This is a genomic window from Bacillus sp. Au-Bac7, from assembly GCF_021341655.1.
Taxonomy (GTDB): domain Bacteria; phylum Bacillota; class Bacilli; order Bacillales; family Cytobacillaceae; genus Niallia.
Map to the genome: position 1 here is coordinate 1,205,302 of NZ_JAJTTG010000001.1, position 22,246 is coordinate 1,227,547.

Consider the following 22,246-nt stretch of genomic DNA (forward strand, 5'->3'; position numbering starts at 1 on the left):
TTATGGAATTTTTGTGTATTTTTCACTTAATTTATGCTCCAATACTGTTCTGACAACGCTTGAAGTACAATCATAACAGGTGTTTTATCTGTAATGTTATAACCATTTTTCAACCTTTTAGGGGAATAACAGTATAAATTGTAATCTGTTAGTTTTTGTAGTGAATTATGACTAAAATGAGTCAAAGATATCGTTTGGATGTTCTGCTCTATTGCTAATTGGGCGATTTCAAGAACAAGCGGTGTTTCTCCTGAAAGACTGATTGTAAACAGCACATCTTGCTTTGTCATCGATTTAAGCATATGCATTAGCTCATGTCTGTGACTTAAATAGACAGAGCTTTTGCCGACTACTCTAAGATTTCTTACCATCATTTCACAAAAATCAGCAGAGTCACCAGCACCGTAAAATAAGATAGTTTTAGCAGAAACAAGTTTCCGCGCCAGTTTTCCAAGCAACTCTGCATCAAGAAGATCATATGTCTTTTTTATAAAAGCGAATGAAAGATGCTCCTCTGACTGTGCCGCTTGCAGCTCATCCTTCATGCTGTTTTTCATATGAGAAAAGCTGTCATAGCCAAGCTTTTTAGATAACCGTGTAATCGTATTAGGAACAGTGTACAAAGCAGCTGCAGAGGTTTGAATTGAATGATGGATAAAATCTTTTTTATGCTGAAGAATATACTCTATTATTTGGTCATCCGTATCATTAAGCTTATAATCAAACATATGTACTCGCTCTTCAAAGTTCATCTAAACTCACACCTAATGATAATTTTAGTAAATAGACAGAAAAGACCATTCACTTATCCATTTGCCTGCGCCAAATCATATGATGCGCTCCCTCTCCCCAATAATCTTCTAACAATAAGTATGGACTGCCAAGTTTTTTCGTCCATACTTTTTGAGCGAGCTGATAGCCGCTGTCCAAGCAATATTCTTTTATTCCCTTGCTTTTTAAGACTTCGAGGATGGCCTGCAAAAGCAGTGTGCCAATTCCTTTGTTCTGATGATCTGGATGAACAAACGCTGTGCCCACCTCCAACATATCAGTGAATTCTCCCTTTGTTTCTCTTACTATTAATGCACTTACAGGGCCATATGCAATGCAGCCGAGCAAGTCTCCAGTAGCTTTATCAGTTGCCAATAAAAAATATCGCTTCTTTCCGCCGCTCGCAAAATCTTCGTTAAGCTGGTCCAGCTTTTCTTGAAGCTCCGTTTGTCTGTCCTCGACAAGATTGGCAATACCATTCTTATCAAACGTGCTTTTGAGCATGATATCAAAAAAATGCTGCAGTTCTTTTCGGTCTGTCTCGAGCGGCCGTCTTATTTCTATTAAATGCATCTTTATTCCTCCCCATTATGCCTGTTTTTTCTAGTGTAATCCTTTTCTTCATGCATATAAATAGGACAATAATATAACTTGTGATAAGTTCCTATTTTTTGTAATATTAAAATCAAAAGGAGTGGATATTAATGGAATTAGCACTCAGTTTGTTTCGGTTTGTGGGGGAGATCATCGCAGCTATTGCGATGAGTGCTTGGGCACATTATGAGGAAAAATGGAAAAGAGACTAATCATACAAAGATGACTGATAATAAACTGCCTTGGTATCTGAAAGAAAAAGTATTGTTTGTGCTGTGCTTTATATTACCGCCAATTGCCTATTTCATTGTAATGGCTAATAAGAAAAAATTAGGCAGAAAACGGTACTTAGAGCTCTTAACATTTTCGACATTAATGGTTAGTATTTGGCTGTTAAAATTCCTGCCAAACTTGCTGTATTTTTTGATTTTGCTTATTATCATCCTGGCACTCATATTTAAGCCCTGGAAAAAATAAAAAAATAAGAGGAGTTTCCCTCTTATTTTTTTTAATGAAAAGATGGACTTTGCACTCCAAATTACCAGCTTTTATAGGTTACTTTGCTTTTAAAGTGATTAACCCAATGCTCGGTGTATTAAACAGACGAAATTGTGCAAACCAAGGTCCACTTACACCTAATCCGTTATTTATATATTGGGTATGATTATCAACCGTATGCACACCTGTTACGTTCACTTTACCAGGAAATAAGCCAAAATTCGGAGCATACAGCGGACCGATAATCGGCAATTTGAATTGTCCTCCAAGCGTATGACCGTTAAGACTGACATCCCATTGTCTCCATTCTTTGTCTGCATCATTTAATGTTGTTGTCCGATATTCATGCAGATACGGATCTTCATAATCAATTTCTGTGGCACGGTGGGATATTTCAACCGTAAAGGGGTCTTGCTGCTCCTTAAGTCGAGCTTCAAACGCTTCTTTTTCTTCTAACAATTGACTTGAAATATCACCTGCTCCTACTTCATTCATGCCAACATACGGATTTGTTTTTAACCAAATCGAGTCTCCTCCCTTCTTAATCTCCATCCCTGGATAGAGTGGCTTGACATTATATTTTGTAAACAAATCATAAAAACGGTCACCCTTTTTCAATGCAGCCGTACTGTTATCTCCATCCTTATCACCTAAAATATAATACATGTCGTTATTTTTCGGCATTCCCTTTAATAAGCTTTCAAGCGGCTGCAAATTCTCTTCTTCTTCGGAAATATAGTCTCCTGTGAAAACAACTGCATCATACTGCTGTTTTTTTATTACATTCACTAGTTTTTTTTGATTGTTTCCAAATTCCTTTCCTTTTAAATCAGATATCTGCAAAATTTTAAAGTTATCAAATGCTGCTGGTAAACGATTATGAGCAATTGTCACTTTGTCTACAGTTACATGTGAATTGCTCCAGATAGTGCCAAGTAGGAATAGAATAATTACACCAATAATAATCCAAGCTGTTTTTATTTTTTTCACTTTCATTCTCCTTTAGTGCTTAATGATTTTTTTATAGCTTTTTTCGGTGAATAGATAGGTTGCACCATAAATGACTGTAAAAATGATTGCTGCAAATAATCCGCTGCCTAACACAACAAGCCAATTATCCATTGCAGCGATACCAATGATTTTCGTTACAAGCGGCAAACCGGCTCCTAAATGAAGTAGTGCTACGGTGAGTGGGGCAAAAAACATAATCAGCGTTTGCTTTCTAATGGTTTTCATAATTTCTGCTTCACTCATGCCTACTTTTTTCATAATGGCAAAGCGATTTCGATCGTCATAGCCTTCTGAAATTTGCTTATAGAAAATCATTAACGCTGTCTCGGCAACTAAAACCGCACTAATAAAAATTCCTAAAAACAGCAATCCACCAAAACGAACTAACAGTGATTCTTTGTAAATTGACTTTGCTTCTACATCCAAATAGCCAATTTTGTCGGCCTCCTCTGCAATCGCATGGGAAAAATCATTCACTGCGTCTGCATCCCCCTGTAAGTTAAAGTCTTGATACATAGTAGTTGAGTTTTCCAAATCTAGTGTTTGCGCAAATTCACCAGTTAACGGAGCAATGACGTAAATCCAATTGCGATCAACACTATCAGCAAGGGCTGTATCAATTGGCAAATCTTCAACCATACTTTTCACTTTAAATGATTCTTCGTTTAGGTTGATGCTTTGTAATCCTGCAGTCTCTTTATCTTTTAAAAGCATTACTTCATCTGCAGCTAGCGAAATATCCTCGTTTGTTAGTGTATTAAAATCTTCTAACGGCAAAATAAGAAAGAAGTCTTCCTTTCCATCTCCTGTTAAATCAGCAGCAAACTGTCCCCCGCGGTATGATGCAGCAGATGTAGTGTCAACATCATAACGATTTTTATTGTTATCGATAAATGTTTGCAGCTGCTGCTGCTCAGGGATGTTTTCTGCCGGATTTGTAATGGATACATCGAACTGAAAGCTATTGTTCAGCATCGTATTCACACCTAAATATAAGGAAATGGTAGTTGTCATAACAATTAAGGTCGCCGTGCTTAACACAGCAATATTTGCTAATCCGACCGCATTTTGTTTCATCCGAAAAATCATGGTTGAAATGAGGGTAAAATTGTTTTTGTTATAATAAATGCTATTCTTTTTGCGCAGCATTTTAAGGAGAACAATACTTGCCGCAATAAAAAGCAAGTACGTTGCTGCCACAACAAGGACTATTGCTGTAATCATCGCACTTATATCTAATTTTGGGTCTTTAACAGTAAATGATAGAAGATATCCTGTGAATAAGAGGACACCACCAAGCACTGCCAGCACAAGCTTCGCCTTCGGTTCCCGCTCCCCTATTTGGGCCCCTTTCATTAATTCAATCACTGAAACAGAGTGAATCTGCTTTAAGTTAAAGACCAGGATAATGGAAAAGACCATTATGAATATGCCAATCGTTTTTAATAAGGCAGGTATAGAAATCATACTGACTGTTAACGGGACCTTCATCATGGCGGACATAGCTATGCCGACAGCTTGATTTAATACTAGACCAACTGCAATACCGCCTATCATTGTGAATAGTGCAATAAGCGCAGTTTCTAGTATTAATATTTTTCGAATATGCTTTTTCTCCAAACCTAATAAATTATATAAACCCATTTCCTTCTTTCGTTTCTTAAATATAAAGCTGTTGGCATACATCAAAAAGAACAGAGATAGTACGGTAAACAATAAACTGCCAAACTTCATCACGTCGATGGTAAAGTTCCCGCCTGAAATGGATTTTAGCGCATGAGCATTGACCAGGCTGTTAATGGTATAAAACAGGGCTATAATGACCATGCAAGTAAATAGATAGGGCCGAAACATTAAGCCATTGGTTTTGATGTTCGTTACCGCTAATTTCACATACCATTTTTTATTCATAGGCTGCGGCTCCTTTGTGCAATTGCTGCTGATTGCATGTCAAAAATTTGTTGGGTGATATCTTCATTCTTATCTCTTTTATGGATCTCACTGTTGATTTTTCCGTCTTTAATAAACAGCACACGGCTTGCTTTACTTGCTGCATACACACTATGTGTCACCATAATGATGGTTTGGCCCGCTTGATGAAATCTTGCAAACAAATTCAACAGCTCCTGTGCAGAACGAGAATCGAGTGCGCCAGTCGGTTCATCAGCTAAAATTAAGCTCGGGGCTGTGATTAACGCCCGTGCAACTGCAGCTCGCTGCTGCTGGCCTCCTGAAACTTCGTACGGATATTTTTCTAAAAGATGATCAATTTCCAATATGCTTGCTAAATCCTTTATTTTTGCATTCATCTCCTTTACAGAGTGATCAGCAAGGACTAGCGGTAAAAAAATATTATCCTTTAAGGTGAATTGATCTAATAAGTTAAAATCCTGAAACACAAATCCTAAATGCTGCCGGCGAAATGCTGCCAATTCATCATTTTGAATTTGTTTGTAGTTCACACCCTCCAGCAGTACTTCCCCTCTTGTAACGTCATCTAAAGAAGCTAAAATATTTAAGAGTGTTGATTTGCCTGAGCCTGACTCTCCCATAATGGCAATATATTCTCCTTTATTTACAGTGAAGTTAATATCAACCAATGCCTCAACCTTTGCACCTTTGTGAGACTGATAAACCTTTTTTACATTTTGCACCTTTAAAATTTCCATACTTATCCCTCCGAAAAATAAAAAAAGCCTTTGCTTTCAGTACTTTAATCATACTGAAACCAAAAGCTTTCTTTATTTGCGTTCTATAACAATTATCTGCTTTTTTTCTGCGTAAAATCTTACGAAATTCTTACGATAACGGCAGCTTCACAGTAAAGTTAATCTTTTGCCCATTTGAACTCGCTGTTATCGTGCCATGATGCTGTTCCATAATTTGCTTAGCAATAGCCAATCCAATTCCAGCACCGCCGCTTCGAGTCGATCTCGCTGCATCTAAGCGATAAAATTGTTCAAACAGGCGATCCAGCTTGTCACGTTCAATCGGATATCCTTCATTACTGAATTGAATCACCGCACTGTCCTCATCCTGCGTAATAGAAATAACAATTTCACTATCCTCAAAGCTATAATGCACAGCATTGCTAACTAAGTTATCAAATACTCTTTGAATTTTCTCTGCATCACAAGCAATTTCGATATGTTGCGTGTCTTCGATACGATATGTTAAATTTTTAGCTCTTAATATGGGCTGAAACTCAAACAAGAGCTGCTCCAGCATAAATGACAGATTCACTTTGCTGTAATGTAAGGAGATGGCCGATAAATTAAAGCGCGTTATCTCAAAAAACTCATTAATTAAATCATCTAAGCGCTCTGCATTAGACATTGTTACATGGATAAATTTTTGATACATCTCGTCTGAGAGATTTTTCTCATCTCGCAGTAATGTTAAGTAACCGATAATCGAGGAAATCGGTGTTTTCAAATCATGTGCCAAATACACAATTAAATCATTTTTCCGCTGCTCCGCTTCCTTTGCTGCACGCTCTTTTTCCTTCAGCTCATACCGCAGTCTTTCCATCCCCTCCTCTGCATCCTTTAAGATAGGCGGAAGCTGTAAGTCGTGTTTCTCTTCAATCGTGATCGTTTCTAGGTTTGCTGATAATGCAGCTAAATACGTTATCAGCTGTCTTCTTTGAATGATTAAAATAATAAATACGCAAGCAATAAATACACTTGGTGCCAGCAACAATAAACGGTTACTTGTCCATTTAACAGCATCTCCTATAACACCCGATAACGCTTGTGAATCATTAACACTTACTAGAATAAAAGACAAAAGAAAAATAATAACAAAACAAGATAAGGTCATGATGAAAAAGCGCAGTGCTAAATAGTTGGAGATTTGCTTAGCTTTCTTATTCAATCTTATACCCCACTCCCCAAACAGTTTTAATAAACCTCGGCTTTTTCACAGGCTCCTTCAGCTTTTCACGCAATCTAGCAATATGAGCCATCACTGTATTGTTATTCTCAATATATTTTTCTCCCCATACCTTCTCAAATAGCTCCTCAGCTGAAATAACTTTTCCTTGGTTTTCAGATAAGTGCCATAAAATAGAGAACTCGATCGGCGTTAACTCGATTGGTTCCTCAAATAAGGAACAGCGATGTGTGGATTTATTAATTTTTAATCCTCTAATATCGTACTCCTCTACATCCTTTACACTTCCTGCCTGTTCGTTGTAACGTTTATATCTGCGCAATTGAGTTTTCACTCTTGCCACTACCTCAAGTGGATTAAAAGGCTTTGTTATATAATCATCTGCTCCAATTGTTAATCCAGTAATTTTATCAATATCCTCAATCTTAGCTGTTAACATAATAATTGGATAAAAATATTGCTCCCGAATTTTTTTGCATAATTCAAATCCATTTATGCCCGGTAACATAACATCCAAGATCGCTAAATCATATTCTGTTGTTTTTATACGCTCTAATGCATCCTGCCCATTATGAAAAGTATCTACTGCATATCCTTGATCCTTCAAATAAATTTCCAATAAATTAGAAATATCCTCTTCATCTTCAACAAGCAATACTTTTTGATTCACTGCAAAATCCCCTTTTACTGTTTATGTAATTTCTAAAAATGTTTTTTTAGAATGAATTACTTTCCAATAGTATACATTAACTTTAAACTAATAGTTATATATACTCTATGAAAAGCCTTGAAGTAAGGATTCATTCTACCTTTTATATCATCATCTGCAGCTGTGTAAATATATTCTGTAAAAAGACAATGTTTGTCTAAATTTAGTGCTTAAAGGAGGAGAATACTTGTTAGATTATATTTGGTTTAATGACCAATCACCTGTTCTAAAACAACTTCCAAGCAACTTTAAATCTGCTGCCATATTACTACACCCTTTTGTCCAAATGCCTTTAGGGTGGGAGGAATCTATGAGAAAAACCCCTTGCGAACACATCTATCCAAGTAATTATGACGCCCTTACTATTGGAAAGCCTGTTTCTTGGCGGGAAATTATGTCTTATAGCGGGCTAGATTCTTATAATGCTTTAGCCTTAGCTTTGTTAACCTCTATTTATGCTCTTAAAAAAGAATATAAAGAAGTGGACTTATCTAACAAGTTAAATTCAAACCTAAAATCAGATCTTTATTTTCCAACAGATGATAGTACATCTGTATTCTTGTTACATAGCTTACTGAAAGTTCTTGGCTCAAGAGGTGCTAGCAAACTATATTATTTAGACCCAATCTTAGAAAACAGGGGGATATTAAATATAAATGATGCTACCCCTTTAGATATATGCAATCTATGTGATAAAGAGTTAATTGTGACGGATGAAAATATGGATTTCGCTTTTATGAGCTTGTATGAATCCTTTACAACCTTGTTCTTTACAAAAGATAAAAATATCGAACAAATTGTTCAAACGATGAATGGTGAAGCTGTTATATGTGACCAAAAAACGTTTATTAACTGGTATTTTTAAATATTCTTTTTGAATAAAAAAGCTGCCATGTTCATCACACAAGAAATGCTCTCCCTTTAATAGAGGGAGAGCATTTCTTGTGTGATTAGAATAAAAAAGTTAAATGATATCCGTATATCAATTTTCCGTTAATCTATCATCTCTTCTTTCAAAGAACCGTACTTCCCGTTATAGTAAATAAGCGGCGCCTTATCTTCTACATAAATATCGGTTACTTTACCAATGAATAATATATGATCTCCCTCGATATGCTCTCCACTGACTTCACAGGCAATCTGCGCAATTGATCCTGGAATTACTGGTTTCCCATCAAGACGGTTAAAATCAACTTGTTTGTCCTTTAGTTGTCCTGCAAAAATCATGGATACTTCCTGCTGATCTTCGCCCAAAATATTCACTGAAAAGGTTTGACTCGATTGCAATTTTGCTAGAATACTTGCTTGTTTCCGTACAGAAATAACAATCAATTTTGGATCAAGAGATACTGACATAAAAGCATTAGCTGTCATTCCGTGTACTTCGCCCTCTACTTCTGTAGCAATAACTGTTACCCCTGTAGCAAATTTCCCCATTGCTGTGCGAAATTGTTTATCATCCATTTTAAACATTGCTCCCTCTTTTTTATGATATATTCTTGCTACCTTTTACGAATGATTTCCAATCAATTCATCTTTTTTTAAAATGGATGCTGCACCTAATGTCATGATATGCTGTGGAGGTAAATCCATAAGGACCCTTCCGTAAAGTTCAAGACCAGTGGATGCAGTTGTAAGCGCATGATTAGAACCGCCTCGGATATCTCGGAATATCTGCGACAGTCGATTCGAATCAGCTATGACTCCACCACCGCTTTCTGCCATTAGCATATCCACTGCCTCCCAGCACAACATCGAAGCATATGTCATATCTGTTTGAAGTTGTGCCAATTCTTTTATACTGAATTTTTCTCCTGTTTGTACTTTATTCTCTAAATTATCAATCGTACGACTGATATGAAGATGAGCAGATTCAACCTTCATAGCCGCAAGCCCTACTTTATACTGAATATGGCCTACTTCTGCCTGAGAAGTGTGAACTGTCATGGTAATTGGCTTATTAGGCGCTTTTTCAACAAAATATTCAATAGCCCCTCTTGCAAGTCCAAGAATTGCGCTGATTCCTGTAGTTATACTAGTGATAACTTGTACATAAGGTCTATATTTGTCGCGTCCTTCTAGGTTTTCTATAGAAATAATTTGGGACATATCCTGGACGGTGACGTATTTTTCAGGTATGAATACATTTTTCATCTCTAAACTATTACTTGCTGAACCTTTTAGGCTCATCGTATACCAATCATCTACTATTTTAATGTCATTCATCGGAACAACTGCCAACTTCATTTGCATTGCCTTGCCTTGCTGTATGGTCCTAATGTCGTTTAAATTTAATAATGCATGAGTGGCATGCTTAGATCCTGAACCAAATCCCCAAAATCCGTTCTCTACTAAATAGCCTCCCTCTACTTTTTTTACATCTGCCTTTCTTGCTTGCAAGACAGAACAAAAACGCACTTCCTCTTCTTGATTAAAGACAGTATTTAATACTTCAGTGGGTAAAGACAGAGAAGCTGTATAATTATTTCCGTTTATTATTTGAACCACCCAGCCGACTGAACCATTCCCCTTAGCCACTTCAGAAATAATTTCCACCATGGCACGGATACTAACTTCATAACCTCCGTATTTTTTTAGTGTCCCTAGCTTAAATAATCCAGCATCTGATACTTTTTTAATGACCTCATCCGGAATATGTCTCTCCTCATCGATTCTTCTGCCAAATTGCTGAAGATACGGAACTAACTCCGTTGCATTCTCCAATAGCTGCTGTTCCATTGCTGTGAGCTTTTTATTTGTCATTAAATGGACCATTAATATCTCTCCTTTTTCTACACATGTATATTTAATTTCCGTTTGTAGTTTATATGTTAAGTTGTATAATTAAAGACATCAACCGATGAAATGATCGTTCTGTTGAATAACTATACAGAAAGAGGAAATTGTATGGATAAAATGAAACAAGATGACCTCCGAATAAGAAGAACCCGCAAGCTACTGTTCCATGCTTTATTAGAGCTTATGGACAAACAAGCCTTTGAAACTATTTCAGTTAAGCAGATATGTGATTTAGCCATGGTTCATCGAACCACTTTCTATACTCATTTTCAGGATAAATATGATTTACTTTCCAGTGCTATAAGACAGATTGCCGAAGAAGAGTTACCTCTTGCTGGTAAAACTCTTTCCCCATCTGAAAGCTTTCAAGAGATATTGTCGGTAGCAACTAAACATCATAAGTTATTTTCGCAACTTTTAAATAAAGAGAGGGATTCTCTAAGCAATATATTACGAAGAGATATGGGAGAAGGGATAAGAAAATACTTGGTTGAAAACTATGCTATGGAAGAAAATTCGATTGAACTTCACATTAGAACAGAAGCCTATATTGGAGCCATTCTCGGGGTGTTAAATTGGTGGCTAGAAAACAATATGTCTATTGATTTAGAGACTTTAATGAGCAAATTGGGTATTGTTAATGAGTGGGATTTTTTTGGATAATAAATATGCTGTTAGTATGGATTAATTCGGAGTATTTTTGATGGAAACATAAAGAAGGAGGTACTTTTTAAGTAGCTCCTTCTGCAAATATTACTATCTATTCTCATTTACCATTTAATCATACTTTTAATTCGATAAGTCTTCGCCATTTGTTTGAATTACCTTCTTATACCAGTTAAATGACTTTTTCTTCGTTCTGTTTAAGGTACCATTACCATTATTGTCTCGGTCTACATAGATAAAACCATATCTTTTTTTCATTTCACCAGTACCTGCTGACACTAAATCAATGCACCCCCAGCTAGTATAACCAAGAAGGTCCACTCCATCCTCGTCTACAGCTTCTTTCATAGCCTGAATATGTGCCGCTAGATATTCGATTCGATAATCATCTTCTACATACCCCGATTCATCTGGTATATCTACAGCACCAAGGCCATTTTCAACGATAAATAAAGGTTTTTCATAACGATCATATAAATCATTCATAGTAATACGTAAACCTAAAGGATCAATCTGCCATCCCCATTCACTTGCATGGAGGTACGGATTTTTTATAGTAGGGAATAGATTACCTGCCGTTTTTTCAACATTAGAATCTTCAGCTGCTGCTACACGGGAAGCATAATAAGAAAACGAAATAAAGTCCACAGTGTGTTTCTTTAGGATTTCAAGATCCTCAGGCTTCATATCAATGGATATATTGTTCCTAGCTAATTCTTTTAGCGCATACGCTGGATAGGCTCCTTTTGATTGCACGTCAATGAAAAAGTAATTCCCTCGATCGTTTTTCTTTGCTTCCCACACATCTTCTGGTCGACAGCTGTAAGGATAATAACTAGCAGCTGCTAACATGCATCCTACTTTATTTTCAGGATCAATCTCATGAGCAATTCTAGTTGCTTCTGCACTTGCAACAAGTTCATGATGTGCTGCTTGATATTTTACTTGCTCCTCATTTTCGCCTTCTTCAAAACAGATTCCTGCTCCAAGAAATGGTGCATGTAGAATCATATTAATTTCATTGAAAGTAAGCCAGTATTTTACTAGACCCTTGTATCGAGTAAACAATACAGTACATAAGCGTTTATAAAATTCTATCAACTGCCGATTTCGCCAACCACCATAATTTTCAATCAAATGTATTGGACAATCGAAGTGGGTGATTGTCACTAAAGGCTCAATTCCATATTTATGGCATTCTTTAAATAGGTCTTCATAAAATTTTAAACCTTCTTCATTTGGCTCCAGTTCATCGCCCTTTGGAAAAATGCGACTCCATGCAATCGATAAACGATACGTTTTAAAGCCCATTTCACCGAATAACCTAATGTCTTCTTTGAAATGATGGTACATATCAATCGCTTCTTTAGCAGGATAATAATACCCTTCTTCAAATTCAAACATTCTCTTTTTACCTGTAATAATACTTCTACGATCACTACCTGTTGGAATAACATCTACATTTGCTAAACCTCTTCCACCTTGATCGAATCCGCCTTCACATTGATTTGCAGCCGTAGCTCCGCCCCATAAAAAATCTTTTCTAAATCCCATTATTCTTCCTCCTATTTCATTATTTTAATTATTTCTTCTCCAAACTTAATTGCGTTATCATTTGCTGTTAGTATTTCTCCAACTTCTGCCGAATTTGTAATCACAATCGGAGTAATTGTCTTATATCCTTTTGATTTAATTCCCTCAAGGTCAAACTGAATCAACTTATCTCCTATTCGAACTTCTTGTCCTTTCTGAATAAGATACTCATATCCTTCGCCATTTAGTTGAACTGTATCTATTCCAATATGGATTAAAAGTTCTATACCATCTTCACTCGTAAGACCTATTGCATGTTTTGAATCAAACACGGCGCTTACTGTACCATTTATCGGTGAAACAACCGTACCTTCTGATGGTTCAATTGCAACACCTTGCCCTAATATTTCTTCTGAAAACATGCCATCATCTACGTGCTTTAAACCGTGTAAAGTGCCTTGCATCGGAGATAAAACTGTTGCACCATTTATATGCTGCTTCTCCTTTGCTGCCGGTTTTTTTGGTTCAGATGCTCCATCAACTACTGATTCTACTGGATCTTTATAAAGTATTAATGTTGCAATAAACGTTACTACAATACTGATAACTGCCCCTATACATGCAAAATAGAAGAAACTTAATGTGTTGTCTCCAATATAACTAGGTAATGTTAGCAGACCTGGTGAGCCACCAGAAAAGTTTCTTACTCTAAAAATCCCCATGAATAACCCACCTACTCCACCGCCAATCATTGCCGCGTAAAGTGGTGTTTTAAAGCGTAAATTAACACCATATAAAGCAGGTTCTGTAATACCAAATAGACCAGTCAAACCAGCAGAATAAGCTAATTGTTTAATCTTAGTATCCTTCGATTTAATACCAACCCCAATAGCAGCAGCACCTTGGCTTACATTGGAAGCAAGCATTCCAGGATAAATCACTGTATCATAACCTGTTGTCATCCGATTGTTAATTCCAATTGGAACTAGACCATAATGAGTACCTGTTGCTACAAGTAATGGAGTGAATGTACCAACCAACAATGGCACGATCCATGGACTAACAGATTCTAAAGCTGTTATTCCATTTGATATAGCATCACTAATCAAATAACCAATAGGTCCTAATACCACAAGACTAACTGTTCCTACAATAAAAATCGTAATCAATGGTTTACTAAAAAACTTAATTGCCTTTGGAGAAAGTTTATCTGCAATAGGTTCAATATAAGACATAAACCATACAGAAAGAATAATTGGTATTACAGAAGAAGAATAAGATACTGCTGAAATCGGCAGTCCCAAAAGATGAATGCTACCTCCAGACTCTTTTACTGTATTTACCATCGTAACAAAAGATGGATGTAGTAAGATTCCTCCAACCATTATAGCTAAATACATATTTGTCTTAAATTTTTGTGCAGAAGATGCTGCTAGCAAAATAGGCAAAAAGTAGAATGCAGCATCTGCCATGAAATTAATAACTTGATAACTTTGGCTTTCCGTTGTTAAAACCTTAAATACAACTAAAACAGATAAAACTGCTTTTAGCATCCCTGCCGCTGTTATGGCTGGAAGAATCGGTGTGAAGATACCTGTAATTGTATCAATCACTTTTGCAAAAGTAGAACGTTTATCTTCTCCTTTAGCCTCTTCCCCTTCATTTGAAATATTGGTTTGCTTAGTTATCTCTTTATAAACATTTCCTACATCGCTTCCAATAATAACTTGGTACTGACCACCTTTGTTTACTACTCCCATTATACCGGATGTGTTTTTTAACGCTTGTTCATCCGTTTTTGTGTCGTCTTTTAAATTGAAACGCAAGCGTGTAGCACAGTGATTCAAACTTTTAACATTTCCTTCACCACCAACTTTGTCGATGATTAATTTCGCTAACTCTTGATAGTTCATCTCTATCATCCTCCGTTTTAGAAAAAATGAATAAAAAAATACCTAAATGAATTCCTCAAAACACAGAGGGTCCATTTAGGTATAGCCTGCAAACAGTAACAATCCTAGTCATTTGTTATTCTTTTTATGTGTATCGTTAAATAGATTAACTCATCTTCTTCTAAATCTTTTCCAAGTTCCTTTTTTATATATTCCCTAATTTTCAATGCACAGGCATACTCATTTGTATATTTTTCCTTCAACATAAAAATAAAACTCGTTGTCCCTGCATCATCCAATTTCACATCACTATACAAACGTTGAAAGAAAAATTTCAAGTGCGTGATAAATCGTTCGTAATAAAGGGAATACTCGTCCAACTCAATTTTGAAGTGAAACTTTATAATACTTAGAATATTTTGGATAACCTTCGCTATTTCTGAAACGCGACTTATTTGTCCCATATCCAGTTCTGCATTTACAATATGTAAGGCAATAAATCCAGCTTCATCTTCCGGTAAATCAACCCCAAGCCGGTTTCTTACAATTGATAACGCTTCTTTGCCAATTAAGAACTCATGGTTATAAAACCTCTTAATCTCCCAAAGAAGAGCATTTTTAATTTCCATCCCATTCTCATAGCGCTCAATTGCATAACTAATATGATCAGTCAATGTTAAGAAGATGTTTTCACTTAATTTTTTTCCAAGTGAAACCTTCGCAAAGCTAATGATTTCATTGGCAACTTGAATATGTTCGAGTGGGATGGAAGAAAGCAACTGGGTTAACTTATTGACACTCCACTCCTTTGAACTGAGATAAATATTCTCAATTCGAGTTTCATCAATACCGTCGCCGACTTTTTTCTTAAAGCCGATACCGCTTCCCATTACGACAATTTCATGATTATCTTGATTTCTTGACAATACGATATTATTATTAATTACTTTATAAACATTCATCGATAGTCCCTATTCATCTTAAAATTCATTAATTAAAGCCATTCATTAATCAAAGCAAACATTAGGTATAGCCCACAATAAAGCGGTAACAATCCTTGAGGTAAGTCTAGCATAGGTAATTTCTTGTTGTCAATTTAATATTTACCAGTATTACTTGCCTATTAAAATTGGATAGCTTAGTACTAGTAGATTCCATAAAAATTGGATATTATTCTATCAAAATCGTCGATTCTTCACGATGATTAGTTTTATTTTCAAATCTACAAATCCTTTCAGGCTTATCAGAAAAAGACACGTTATATGAAATTGGATGGTTAACTGGAATAATTGAAACTGAATATACTACAGTTGAGACAAAAAAGAGCATTCCTTCTAAAGAAAATGCTCCACTATAGTGTCGATACAATATTTATGATGTAAATGGCCCTTGCTTAGCGAAGTATTGATCTATGATATCCAATACCCCATTATTATTATTAGATGGCGCTAAATATTTTGCTATATGTTTTACCTCAGCGCTTCCGTTTTCCATAGCAAACCCATACTCTACATGCTTTAACATTTCCATATCATTTCCACCATCACCAAAAGCCATCGTTTCATTGTCTTTTATATTCCACTTTTCTTGTAACAATTGAATTCCAGAGGCTTTATGAAAAGCAGGCACAATTAAGTCAATGCTTCCATGCCCACTAGAAACAGGTGATACTAAATTCCCAATGCTACTATGAAGCAAGTCTCTTAACGGAAGCGTCTCATCCTCTGGACAAGATAAGGCAAATTTTAAAATTTGATCATTTACATTATCAAAACTTGGAATCCTCTTCAAGCGGTGATAATACTTATTCATCGTATTAAAAAACGTATCAGAAACCTCTTCTAGAACATAGGCACTTTCTTTGCCACATAACACAGTTGTAAATTTATTATGTGACCCCAATTCTTCTAGGATTACCTTCACGTGGCTTTTTGGAATGTCAACAGAGAATACTTCTTCACCTTGATCGACTATAAAAGCACCGTTTTCGGAAACATAACTAATTTCATCTTGTATATCATCAAAAAATGATTTCAACTGGTAATATTGATTTCCACTTGCAACAACAAATCGTATTCCTAGCTCTTTCATCTTTTTATATTGCTTAAAAAATCGCTCTTTATCATATTCCATTTGATTATTTAGAAAAGTACCATCCATATCAACTGCTATGAGCTTAATAGTCATACTTTGACCTCCAGTAGTTTTATCCTTCCACCATTAAAGTACGGGTCCTTGTAGAAGTTAAATCTCTCTATTAAGAACAAAACTTATTAAACATGTTTAATAAGTTTTGTTCTTAATATACCATATCTTTTCAGATGAGGGTAATAATCATTTTAAATTCCTATTTTCTATTCGCTCAAACATTCTTCTACTCCACCAATATCATAAATTCACTTCATCAATTATTTAATGGAGTGAACAAGAACACATACAATCTTATACGTCTTTTAGTACAAGTTAATAATGCTATTTGCGAATTTGAGAAATAAATTTCTCCTCAATCTTCAAAAAAATACGTAGCAATAACTAAGTGAAAATTAAGTATTGCTGCGTATTTCATTATTAAAAGCGAGGTATTCATTCATAAATCGTTTATCCTACTAACTTTCTGTTTATATCTATTAGAATTATTCCACATCTTCTCAATTTATTATTTAATCTCAGCTTCAATCTCTGTTATTAGATTCGACTATTAAAAAAGGATAATTTATTTGAATTTATACCATTCTTCTAATGTCATCATTTTAAACTCTTCTTCATAATCCAATCTTAACGGAGAAATCAATTCAATACTATTTCCATCTGGATCTTTAAAATAGATTGCGGCATGTGCTTGTGGATTATTTGGTAATACTAATGGCTGTTTTTCAGGTGGAAAGCCAAAATTTGTTGAGACATCTATGTTTCTTTCTTTTAACCATTCTTTAATATCCTGCATATTATCTCTATCAATTTGGAAAGCAATATGCCTTAAAGAAGGATGGTAAGGTGTATTTACCATATCTGTTTCCCATAATCCTAACCAGCTTCTTCCCTTCTCAATCCAAAAAAATGCTAATTTTTCTTTTTGATAGGCTATTTCTAAGTCTAATTTTTTATAAAACTCAATAGATGTTATTAAATTACTGACAGGTAAATGTGCTTCATATATTCCTTTAATCATGATTAGTCCTCCCAAATATTGCACTATATGAATAAAAGAATTCTTCACCAATTAGATAAAAACCTTCTTGGACAATCCTGCCCGATTTGTTCCTTATCCATTTATGTTAAATCTATTCTATGAAAGCTACTACTATTGTACCAGAGCGGTAAAACTATCTTTCATCGCCTTATTAGAATGCATCAATATTTTAATATAAGTTATACATAGTAAGAAATTCTATGTAAACTACCCGTTATAGCTCATTCGATTATAGTAACGTTTAACAAAAATATGAACTGGGTACTAAATAATATAACCAAAAAGTACTAAAAAGGAGTGCATAATCATGGCAGAAAATAAACAAAGTATAGCAGATAAAGTAAAAAGCGGTGTATCTAAAGTTAAAGGGGAAGCGAAGGATCAGATAGGTAACGCGAAAGGCGATAAAAGTATGCAAGCTGATGGTAAAAAAGATAAAGTCAAAGGTAAATTACAGGAAACAACAGGTAAATTAAAAGAAGATGACGACCGTAAGTATTAATACCAATATTGGCTGCCCTTTGGCAGCCATTTTTATGCCAAACTCTCCGCAGGATCTCCAATAAGTTTTTACCGCTAGCTATCCAGCACGGTTTGTTACTAGAAATACTCTTTCCTTATTCAAACAAAAAAATTTCCATTGTTTTCAAGAATTACTTTTTTTATACTGTTAATTAATGTATAATCTCCATTAATAAATGCATTGAAGAGAAGAGTAAGTGTGCAAAAGCATAACAGAGAACTCCAGTTGCTGGAAATGGAGGATGTAATGGTACACTGAAACAAGCCTTAGAGCAGCATATAGGATATTTCGTTCTGATATTGATTATGTGCCGGTTTTCTCCCGTTAAAGAGAATAGTATAAACATTCCATTTAATGGCTGTGTTGTACTTGAAAGGTTTCTGTGGTAACACAGAAATAAACTGGGGTGGTACCACGAACTTCTAAACTTGTAAGGAGTCTCGTCCCCAAGGATATTATCCTTGGAGGTGAGATTTTTTTTATTTATAAATCTTATATTTAGGAGTTACTGAAATGAAATGGAAAAACCCGAGTTTACTGTTATTTGGTATTGGAATTTCTAATATAGGTGCATGGGTTTATTTAATCGCTTTAAACTTAATTATTTTAAATATGACGAAGTCACCGTTAGCCGTATCAATACTATATATACTTCTACCTCTTGCCACCTTAGTTACAAATTTTTGGTCTGGAACTGTCATTGACCGCTTTAACAAAAGGAATCTAATGATTTTTTTAGACTTAATTAGAGCCATATTAATTTTCACCTTGCCTTTTGTAGATTCTCTTTTTCTGATTTATGTGGCAGTCTTTATGATTAATATAGCCAGTTCAATCTTTGAACCTACTTCAATGGTTTACATGACAAAGTTAATCCCTAAAACAAGTAGGCAGAAATTTAATGCAATGAGAAACTTCATCCATTCATGCGGATTTATAATCGGGCCATCTGTTGCTGGGTTCCTTTTTATTGTTGGGTCACCTTACCTAGCTATATTTGCGAATTCCTTTGCATTAGCCTTATCAGCAATCGTCATTTTGCTACTTCCAAATGTGGAGATAAAGAATGAGGATATCATAATTCAGAGGATTAATATAACATTAATCTTAAATGACTGGAAAAATATCATTGATTTCAGTAGAAAAAATATTTATGTGACGCTAGTTTATGTTCTATTTAGTATGATTACAGTGTTTATGACTGCCTTAGATTCCTTAGAAGCAGCTTTTGCCACAGAAGTATTAGCGCTATCTGAAAGCAACTATGGATTTCTAGTCAGTATTGCAGGAGTTGGGATTATTGGTGGTTCACTAGTAAATGCGTTATTTGCCAACAAATTGAATCTAAACATTCTAATTGGACTTGGTGCCATCTTTACCCCTATTGGCTACATAATCTTTGCTTTTTCACCTAATTTCATATGGGCATCTATTGGGTTCATTACATTAACTTTTTTCTTATCATTCGCCAATATAGGATTTTTAACTTTCTATCAAAACAATGTACCCGTAGATATTATGGGAAGATTCTCTAGTATCTTAAGGATTTTCGAAGCTGGTTTAATCCTATTATTTACGATAACAATCGGCTTATTTGCTGAAATATTTGAACTTCGTGGTGTATATATAATAGGATCCTTCAGTTTTTTAGTATTGGGGATCATCATACATTTTATTGTAACTGTGAAGTCAAAAAGACATTATTATGAACGAGTGTTAGATTAATAACAACAAAGTTTAAGACAAAGCAAGTCCTTGTCTTAGACAGAAAAGAACAAGGCTATTCTTCTCCTCCATAAATGGTAAACCTAACTAAACCCGCCCATCGTGATAACTGATGAGCGGGTTTTGCCTATTATTTTTCCTGTTCCTTTATTACTTGCTCAATTCCCAATATTATCACCTTCACGCCGAACTCAAAAGCTCCGTCGGTTCCCATCAACTCGAACAGCCCGCCAGTGAACATTCTCTTAAACAATCCAGCGTCTGTTTCGCTCATACTGTCCAGAAGTTGTATCAGCTCATCACCTGGAAGTGTTTCCTGTTCCTTAAGGGCAACGGAAACATTCCGCTCATGCTGATAATCATCTAGGACAAAGTAAAAAACATAGTTTACAAGCGTCGTAACGACTTGCATTTTCTGCCCTTGCTCAAGTGGCGTCGATTCAACACAGAGCAGCATGCGGTTAGTGAAGCGAATGATATCCGGTTCATGGGGCAGTGTCATCATCATCATCTGTGTGGAACATGGATATCTGCTGAGCACGCTCCGTGTTGTTACCGCAAGTGCTGTCAGTTGCTCCTTCCAGTCTCCATCGGAGTGGAACTCTTCCATAATTACCTTCGATACATGGTTTGCTAGCCGTTGATAGAGTTTCTGCTTGCTTTTAAAATACCAATACAGTGATGGAGCCTGTATCCCAAGCCGGTTGGCCAAGCGTCTCATACTAAATTTTTCTATCCCATCCTCTCCAAGAAGCTCCCACGACGTTTCTATAATTTTATCCTCTGAAATCTGAGGCTGCTGCTTTTTCATCATCATCCACCCTTTTATCTAACAGTGTAAGTTTATGCTTTACAGGTTCATAAAAGGATGATATCATCTAACACTGTAAGAGGCAACCTTACACTGTTAGATAGAAACCCTACTAAAACGCGTTTATTAAATTGTTGGATAAAAGTTGTCATTGTATAGTATTTAAATTTTTTTATTAATTATAAAGAAAGTAGTGATTAAACATGGATGCAGAAAACCTCTATTATTTTGAAAAAGCACCTGTCGCAAAAGCTGTAGCTCACTTTGCAGTACCAATGATGATTGGTTCATCAATGAATGTTATATATTCCCTTCTTAATGCTTATTTCCTTGGAACACTCCATAATACTGCCATGTTAACTGCACTCGCATTAACATTGCCGTTATTCGCAATCATAATGGCATTTGGCAATTTAGTGGGCATGGGCAGCGGTACATTTATTTCCCGTTTACTAGGAGAGAAAAAATATAATGATGTCTTGCATGTGTCTTCATTTGCCTTTTACAGCAGTTTAATTCTCGGTCTTATTATGATAGTCGTAGGTCTTCCGTTGATTGATTCAATTGTTCATGGCTTGGGAGCAATGTCAGACTCCTTTATATTCACAAAAGAATATGTAACAGTTATGATTATTGGTTCCCCATTCGTTATATTGTTTTTCACACTGGAGAATATCGTACGCTCAGAGGGTGCAGCAATTACATCGATGATTGGGATGATTCTCAGTGTTGTTTTAAATATTATTCTTGATGCTTTAGTCATCTTCGTATTCCATTGGGACGTGATTGGTGTTGCAACTGCTACAGTTATTTCTAACTTGGCTGCGAGTGCCTATTTCGCCTACCATATAGGAAAAAAGAGCCCATTTTTAACGATCTCTTTAAAATGGTTTAAAGCCTCCAAAGAGATTTTGAGCAATGTAAGTAAAGTTGGAATTCCAATCTTTATCATGAGCATCTTTTTAGGTGCAATGTCGCTTATCTTTAACCATTTTCTTGTCGATTACGGGGAACAGGCTGTAGCGGCATACGGAATTTCATCTCGTTTATTGCAATTTCCTGAGTTTATTGTAATGGGCTTATGTGAAGGAGTCGTGCCATTAATTGCCTTCGCTTTCACAGCAAATAAATTACGTATGAAAACTACGATTGGATTTACGATTAAAGCAATTGTGACGTTAGCAGTCGTGTTCGGCATCGCCGTTTACTTTGTATCCGACCACTTAATCGGTTTATTTACAACTGACCCGCAATTAATTGAAATGGGCAGCTATATTTTACATGTAACGTTTCTATCCTTGTTCATTACAGGAATGACCACACTATTTACAGGCATCTTCCAAGCAACAGCACAAGGAACTGCCGCATTTATTATGTCCATTATTCAAGGAATTACGCTGATTCCTGTATTGTTTATTGCCAATCATTTATATGGATTTGAAGGGGTCGTTTGGTCGATTGTCATTGCAGATGCCGTCGCATTTCTTGTTGGTGCCTTTATGCTGTATGTTCTGCGTAATAAATTGCAGCCGGAATTGGATAGTTTAGTAGAAAACATATAACCAAAGTAATCTCATTAACAGCTGTATTCAAAAGAAGAATCTATATAGATTCTTCTTTGAGTTTATTT

Annotated in this window: 21 protein-coding genes and 1 other annotated feature; of the genes, 6 read left to right on the top strand and 15 right to left on the bottom strand. The window is 35.7% G+C overall.

Annotated elements, in window-relative coordinates; genetic code table 11:
- Positions 1-26: 26 nt before the first annotated feature.
- Together LXM54_RS06245 and LXM54_RS06250 are read right to left on the bottom strand one after the other, a co-directional pair.
- Positions 27-752, bottom strand: a complete 726-nt coding sequence (locus LXM54_RS06245) for a MurR/RpiR family transcriptional regulator (RefSeq protein WP_233314214.1) — start codon at positions 750-752, stop codon at positions 27-29.
- A gap of 49 nt (positions 753-801) precedes the next feature.
- The gene (locus LXM54_RS06250) at positions 802-1,344 is read right to left on the bottom strand and encodes a GNAT family N-acetyltransferase (protein ID WP_233314215.1); all 543 of its coding nucleotides are present in this window, start codon (positions 1,342-1,344) and stop codon (positions 802-804) included.
- Between the two features lie 243 nt (positions 1,345-1,587).
- Between LXM54_RS06250 and LXM54_RS06255 the strand changes: the two genes are divergently transcribed.
- A complete protein-coding gene (locus LXM54_RS06255; protein ID WP_233314216.1) occupies positions 1,588-1,842 on the top strand; it encodes a hypothetical protein in 255 nt (84 codons plus the stop codon).
- 78 nt (positions 1,843-1,920) lie between these two features.
- On the opposite strand, the gene LXM54_RS06260 is transcribed toward LXM54_RS06255, so the two are convergent.
- The 5 genes from LXM54_RS06260 to vanR form a co-directional block, all read right to left on the bottom strand.
- The gene (locus LXM54_RS06260) at positions 1,921-2,853 is read right to left on the bottom strand and encodes a metallophosphoesterase (RefSeq protein ID WP_233314217.1); all 933 of its coding nucleotides are present in this window, start codon (positions 2,851-2,853) and stop codon (positions 1,921-1,923) included.
- Between the two features lie 12 nt (positions 2,854-2,865).
- Entirely contained in the window at positions 2,866-4,785 is a 1,920-nt protein-coding gene (locus LXM54_RS06265; protein WP_233314218.1) for an FtsX-like permease family protein, read from the bottom strand.
- Complete coding sequence (locus LXM54_RS06270) at positions 4,782-5,543, bottom strand: ABC transporter ATP-binding protein (protein WP_233314219.1); 762 nt, start codon at positions 5,541-5,543, stop codon at positions 4,782-4,784. Before LXM54_RS06270 ends, LXM54_RS06265 begins: the two co-directional genes overlap by 4 nt.
- Positions 5,544-5,673: 130 nt before the next feature.
- Positions 5,674-6,750: a sensor histidine kinase gene (locus LXM54_RS06275; RefSeq protein ID WP_233314220.1), complete on the bottom strand. Its 1,077-nt coding sequence runs from the start codon at positions 6,748-6,750 to the stop codon at positions 5,674-5,676.
- On the bottom strand, positions 6,743-7,438 hold the full coding sequence (vanR, locus tag LXM54_RS06280) for a VanR-ABDEGLN family response regulator transcription factor (protein ID WP_233314221.1): 696 nt from the start codon (positions 7,436-7,438) through the stop codon (positions 6,743-6,745). The genes LXM54_RS06275 and vanR overlap by 8 nt, the downstream gene beginning before the upstream one ends.
- Before the next feature lie 205 nt (positions 7,439-7,643).
- On the opposite strand from vanR, the gene LXM54_RS06285 reads away from it, so the two are divergent.
- The gene (locus LXM54_RS06285; RefSeq protein ID WP_325169547.1) at positions 7,644-8,342 is read left to right on the top strand and encodes a DUF2711 family protein; all 699 of its coding nucleotides are present in this window, start codon (positions 7,644-7,646) and stop codon (positions 8,340-8,342) included.
- 128 nt (positions 8,343-8,470) lie between these two features.
- On the opposite strand, the gene LXM54_RS06290 is transcribed toward LXM54_RS06285, so the two are convergent.
- Positions 8,471-8,941 (bottom strand): flavin reductase family protein, encoded by a 471-nt coding sequence (locus LXM54_RS06290; protein WP_233314223.1) that lies wholly within the window; start codon positions 8,939-8,941, stop codon positions 8,471-8,473.
- A 45-nt stretch (positions 8,942-8,986) separates the two neighbouring features.
- Positions 8,987-10,252 (bottom strand): acyl-CoA dehydrogenase family protein, encoded by a 1,266-nt coding sequence (locus LXM54_RS06295; protein ID WP_233314224.1) that lies wholly within the window; start codon positions 10,250-10,252, stop codon positions 8,987-8,989.
- 132 nt (positions 10,253-10,384) lie between these two features.
- Here LXM54_RS06295 and LXM54_RS28220 point away from each other — a divergent pair, with 132 nt between their 5' ends.
- A complete protein-coding gene (locus LXM54_RS28220) occupies positions 10,385-10,939 on the top strand; it encodes a TetR/AcrR family transcriptional regulator (RefSeq protein WP_325169548.1) in 555 nt (184 codons plus the stop codon).
- Between the two features lie 126 nt (positions 10,940-11,065).
- On the opposite strand, the gene LXM54_RS06310 is transcribed toward LXM54_RS28220, so the two are convergent.
- The 5 genes from LXM54_RS06310 to LXM54_RS06330 form a co-directional block, all read right to left on the bottom strand.
- Complete coding sequence (locus LXM54_RS06310; RefSeq protein WP_233314225.1) at positions 11,066-12,496, bottom strand: 6-phospho-beta-glucosidase; 1,431 nt, start codon at positions 12,494-12,496, stop codon at positions 11,066-11,068.
- Between the two features lie 11 nt (positions 12,497-12,507).
- Positions 12,508-14,388: a beta-glucoside-specific PTS transporter subunit IIABC gene (locus tag LXM54_RS06315; RefSeq protein ID WP_233314226.1), complete on the bottom strand. Its 1,881-nt coding sequence runs from the start codon at positions 14,386-14,388 to the stop codon at positions 12,508-12,510.
- Positions 14,389-14,492: 104 nt separating this feature from the next.
- Positions 14,493-15,329 (bottom strand): BglG family transcription antiterminator LicT, encoded by an 837-nt coding sequence (gene licT / locus LXM54_RS06320; protein WP_233314227.1) that lies wholly within the window; start codon positions 15,327-15,329, stop codon positions 14,493-14,495.
- A 409-nt stretch (positions 15,330-15,738) separates the two neighbouring features.
- Positions 15,739-16,554: a Cof-type HAD-IIB family hydrolase gene (locus LXM54_RS06325; protein ID WP_233314228.1), complete on the bottom strand. Its 816-nt coding sequence runs from the start codon at positions 16,552-16,554 to the stop codon at positions 15,739-15,741.
- 526 nt (positions 16,555-17,080) lie between these two features.
- Positions 17,081-17,536 carry a VOC family protein gene (locus LXM54_RS06330; RefSeq protein ID WP_233314229.1) on the bottom strand — a complete coding sequence of 152 codons (456 nt, stop codon included), beginning with the start codon at positions 17,534-17,536 and terminating at the stop codon, positions 17,081-17,083.
- 328 nt (positions 17,537-17,864) lie between these two features.
- Here LXM54_RS06330 and LXM54_RS06335 point away from each other — a divergent pair, with 328 nt between their 5' ends.
- Together LXM54_RS06335 and LXM54_RS06340 are read left to right on the top strand one after the other, a co-directional pair.
- On the top strand, positions 17,865-18,059 hold the full coding sequence (locus tag LXM54_RS06335; RefSeq protein WP_233314230.1) for a CsbD family protein: 195 nt from the start codon (positions 17,865-17,867) through the stop codon (positions 18,057-18,059).
- 192 nt (positions 18,060-18,251) lie between these two features.
- Positions 18,252-18,531: a binding site (T-box leader), on the top strand.
- A gap of 62 nt (positions 18,532-18,593) precedes the next feature.
- Positions 18,594-19,805 (top strand): MFS transporter, encoded by a 1,212-nt coding sequence (locus LXM54_RS06340; protein WP_233314231.1) that lies wholly within the window; start codon positions 18,594-18,596, stop codon positions 19,803-19,805.
- A gap of 130 nt (positions 19,806-19,935) precedes the next feature.
- Here LXM54_RS06340 and LXM54_RS06345 read toward each other — a convergent pair whose 3' ends face one another.
- Positions 19,936-20,616, bottom strand: a complete 681-nt coding sequence (locus LXM54_RS06345; RefSeq protein ID WP_233314770.1) for a TetR family transcriptional regulator — start codon at positions 20,614-20,616, stop codon at positions 19,936-19,938.
- Positions 20,617-20,819: 203 nt separating this feature from the next.
- Here LXM54_RS06345 and LXM54_RS06350 point away from each other — a divergent pair, with 203 nt between their 5' ends.
- On the top strand, positions 20,820-22,178 hold the full coding sequence (locus LXM54_RS06350; protein ID WP_233314232.1) for an MATE family efflux transporter: 1,359 nt from the start codon (positions 20,820-20,822) through the stop codon (positions 22,176-22,178).
- Positions 22,179-22,246 lie beyond the last annotated feature (68 nt).

Coding starts and splice junctions, on each gene's coding strand:
- LXM54_RS06315 (WP_233314226.1), bottom strand. CDS start 14,388: ATGAACTATCAAGAGTTAGCGAAATTAATCATCGACAAAGTTGGTGGT.
- LXM54_RS06250 (WP_233314215.1), bottom strand. CDS start 1,344: ATGCATTTAATAGAAATAAGACGGCCGCTCGAGACAGACCGAAAAGAA.
- LXM54_RS06325 (WP_233314228.1), bottom strand. CDS start 16,554: ATGACTATTAAGCTCATAGCAGTTGATATGGATGGTACTTTTCTAAAT.
- LXM54_RS06345 (WP_233314770.1), bottom strand. CDS start 20,616: ATGAAAAAGCAGCAGCCTCAGATTTCAGAGGATAAAATTATAGAAACG.
- LXM54_RS06265 (WP_233314218.1), bottom strand. CDS start 4,785: ATGAATAAAAAATGGTATGTGAAATTAGCGGTAACGAACATCAAAACC.
- LXM54_RS06255 (WP_233314216.1), top strand. CDS start 1,588: ATGACTGATAATAAACTGCCTTGGTATCTGAAAGAAAAAGTATTGTTT.
- LXM54_RS06270 (WP_233314219.1), bottom strand. CDS start 5,543: ATGGAAATTTTAAAGGTGCAAAATGTAAAAAAGGTTTATCAGTCTCAC.
- licT (WP_233314227.1), bottom strand. CDS start 15,329: ATGAATGTTTATAAAGTAATTAATAATAATATCGTATTGTCAAGAAAT.
- LXM54_RS06330 (WP_233314229.1), bottom strand. CDS start 17,536: ATGATTAAAGGAATATATGAAGCACATTTACCTGTCAGTAATTTAATA.
- LXM54_RS06310 (WP_233314225.1), bottom strand. CDS start 12,496: ATGGGATTTAGAAAAGATTTTTTATGGGGCGGAGCTACGGCTGCAAAT.
- LXM54_RS06245 (WP_233314214.1), bottom strand. CDS start 752: ATGAACTTTGAAGAGCGAGTACATATGTTTGATTATAAGCTTAATGAT.
- LXM54_RS06290 (WP_233314223.1), bottom strand. CDS start 8,941: ATGGATGATAAACAATTTCGCACAGCAATGGGGAAATTTGCTACAGGG.
- LXM54_RS06340 (WP_233314231.1), top strand. CDS start 18,594: ATGAAATGGAAAAACCCGAGTTTACTGTTATTTGGTATTGGAATTTCT.
- LXM54_RS06295 (WP_233314224.1), bottom strand. CDS start 10,252: ATGGTCCATTTAATGACAAATAAAAAGCTCACAGCAATGGAACAGCAG.
- LXM54_RS06350 (WP_233314232.1), top strand. CDS start 20,820: ATGGATGCAGAAAACCTCTATTATTTTGAAAAAGCACCTGTCGCAAAA.
- LXM54_RS06335 (WP_233314230.1), top strand. CDS start 17,865: ATGGCAGAAAATAAACAAAGTATAGCAGATAAAGTAAAAAGCGGTGTA.
- LXM54_RS28220 (WP_325169548.1), top strand. CDS start 10,385: ATGGATAAAATGAAACAAGATGACCTCCGAATAAGAAGAACCCGCAAG.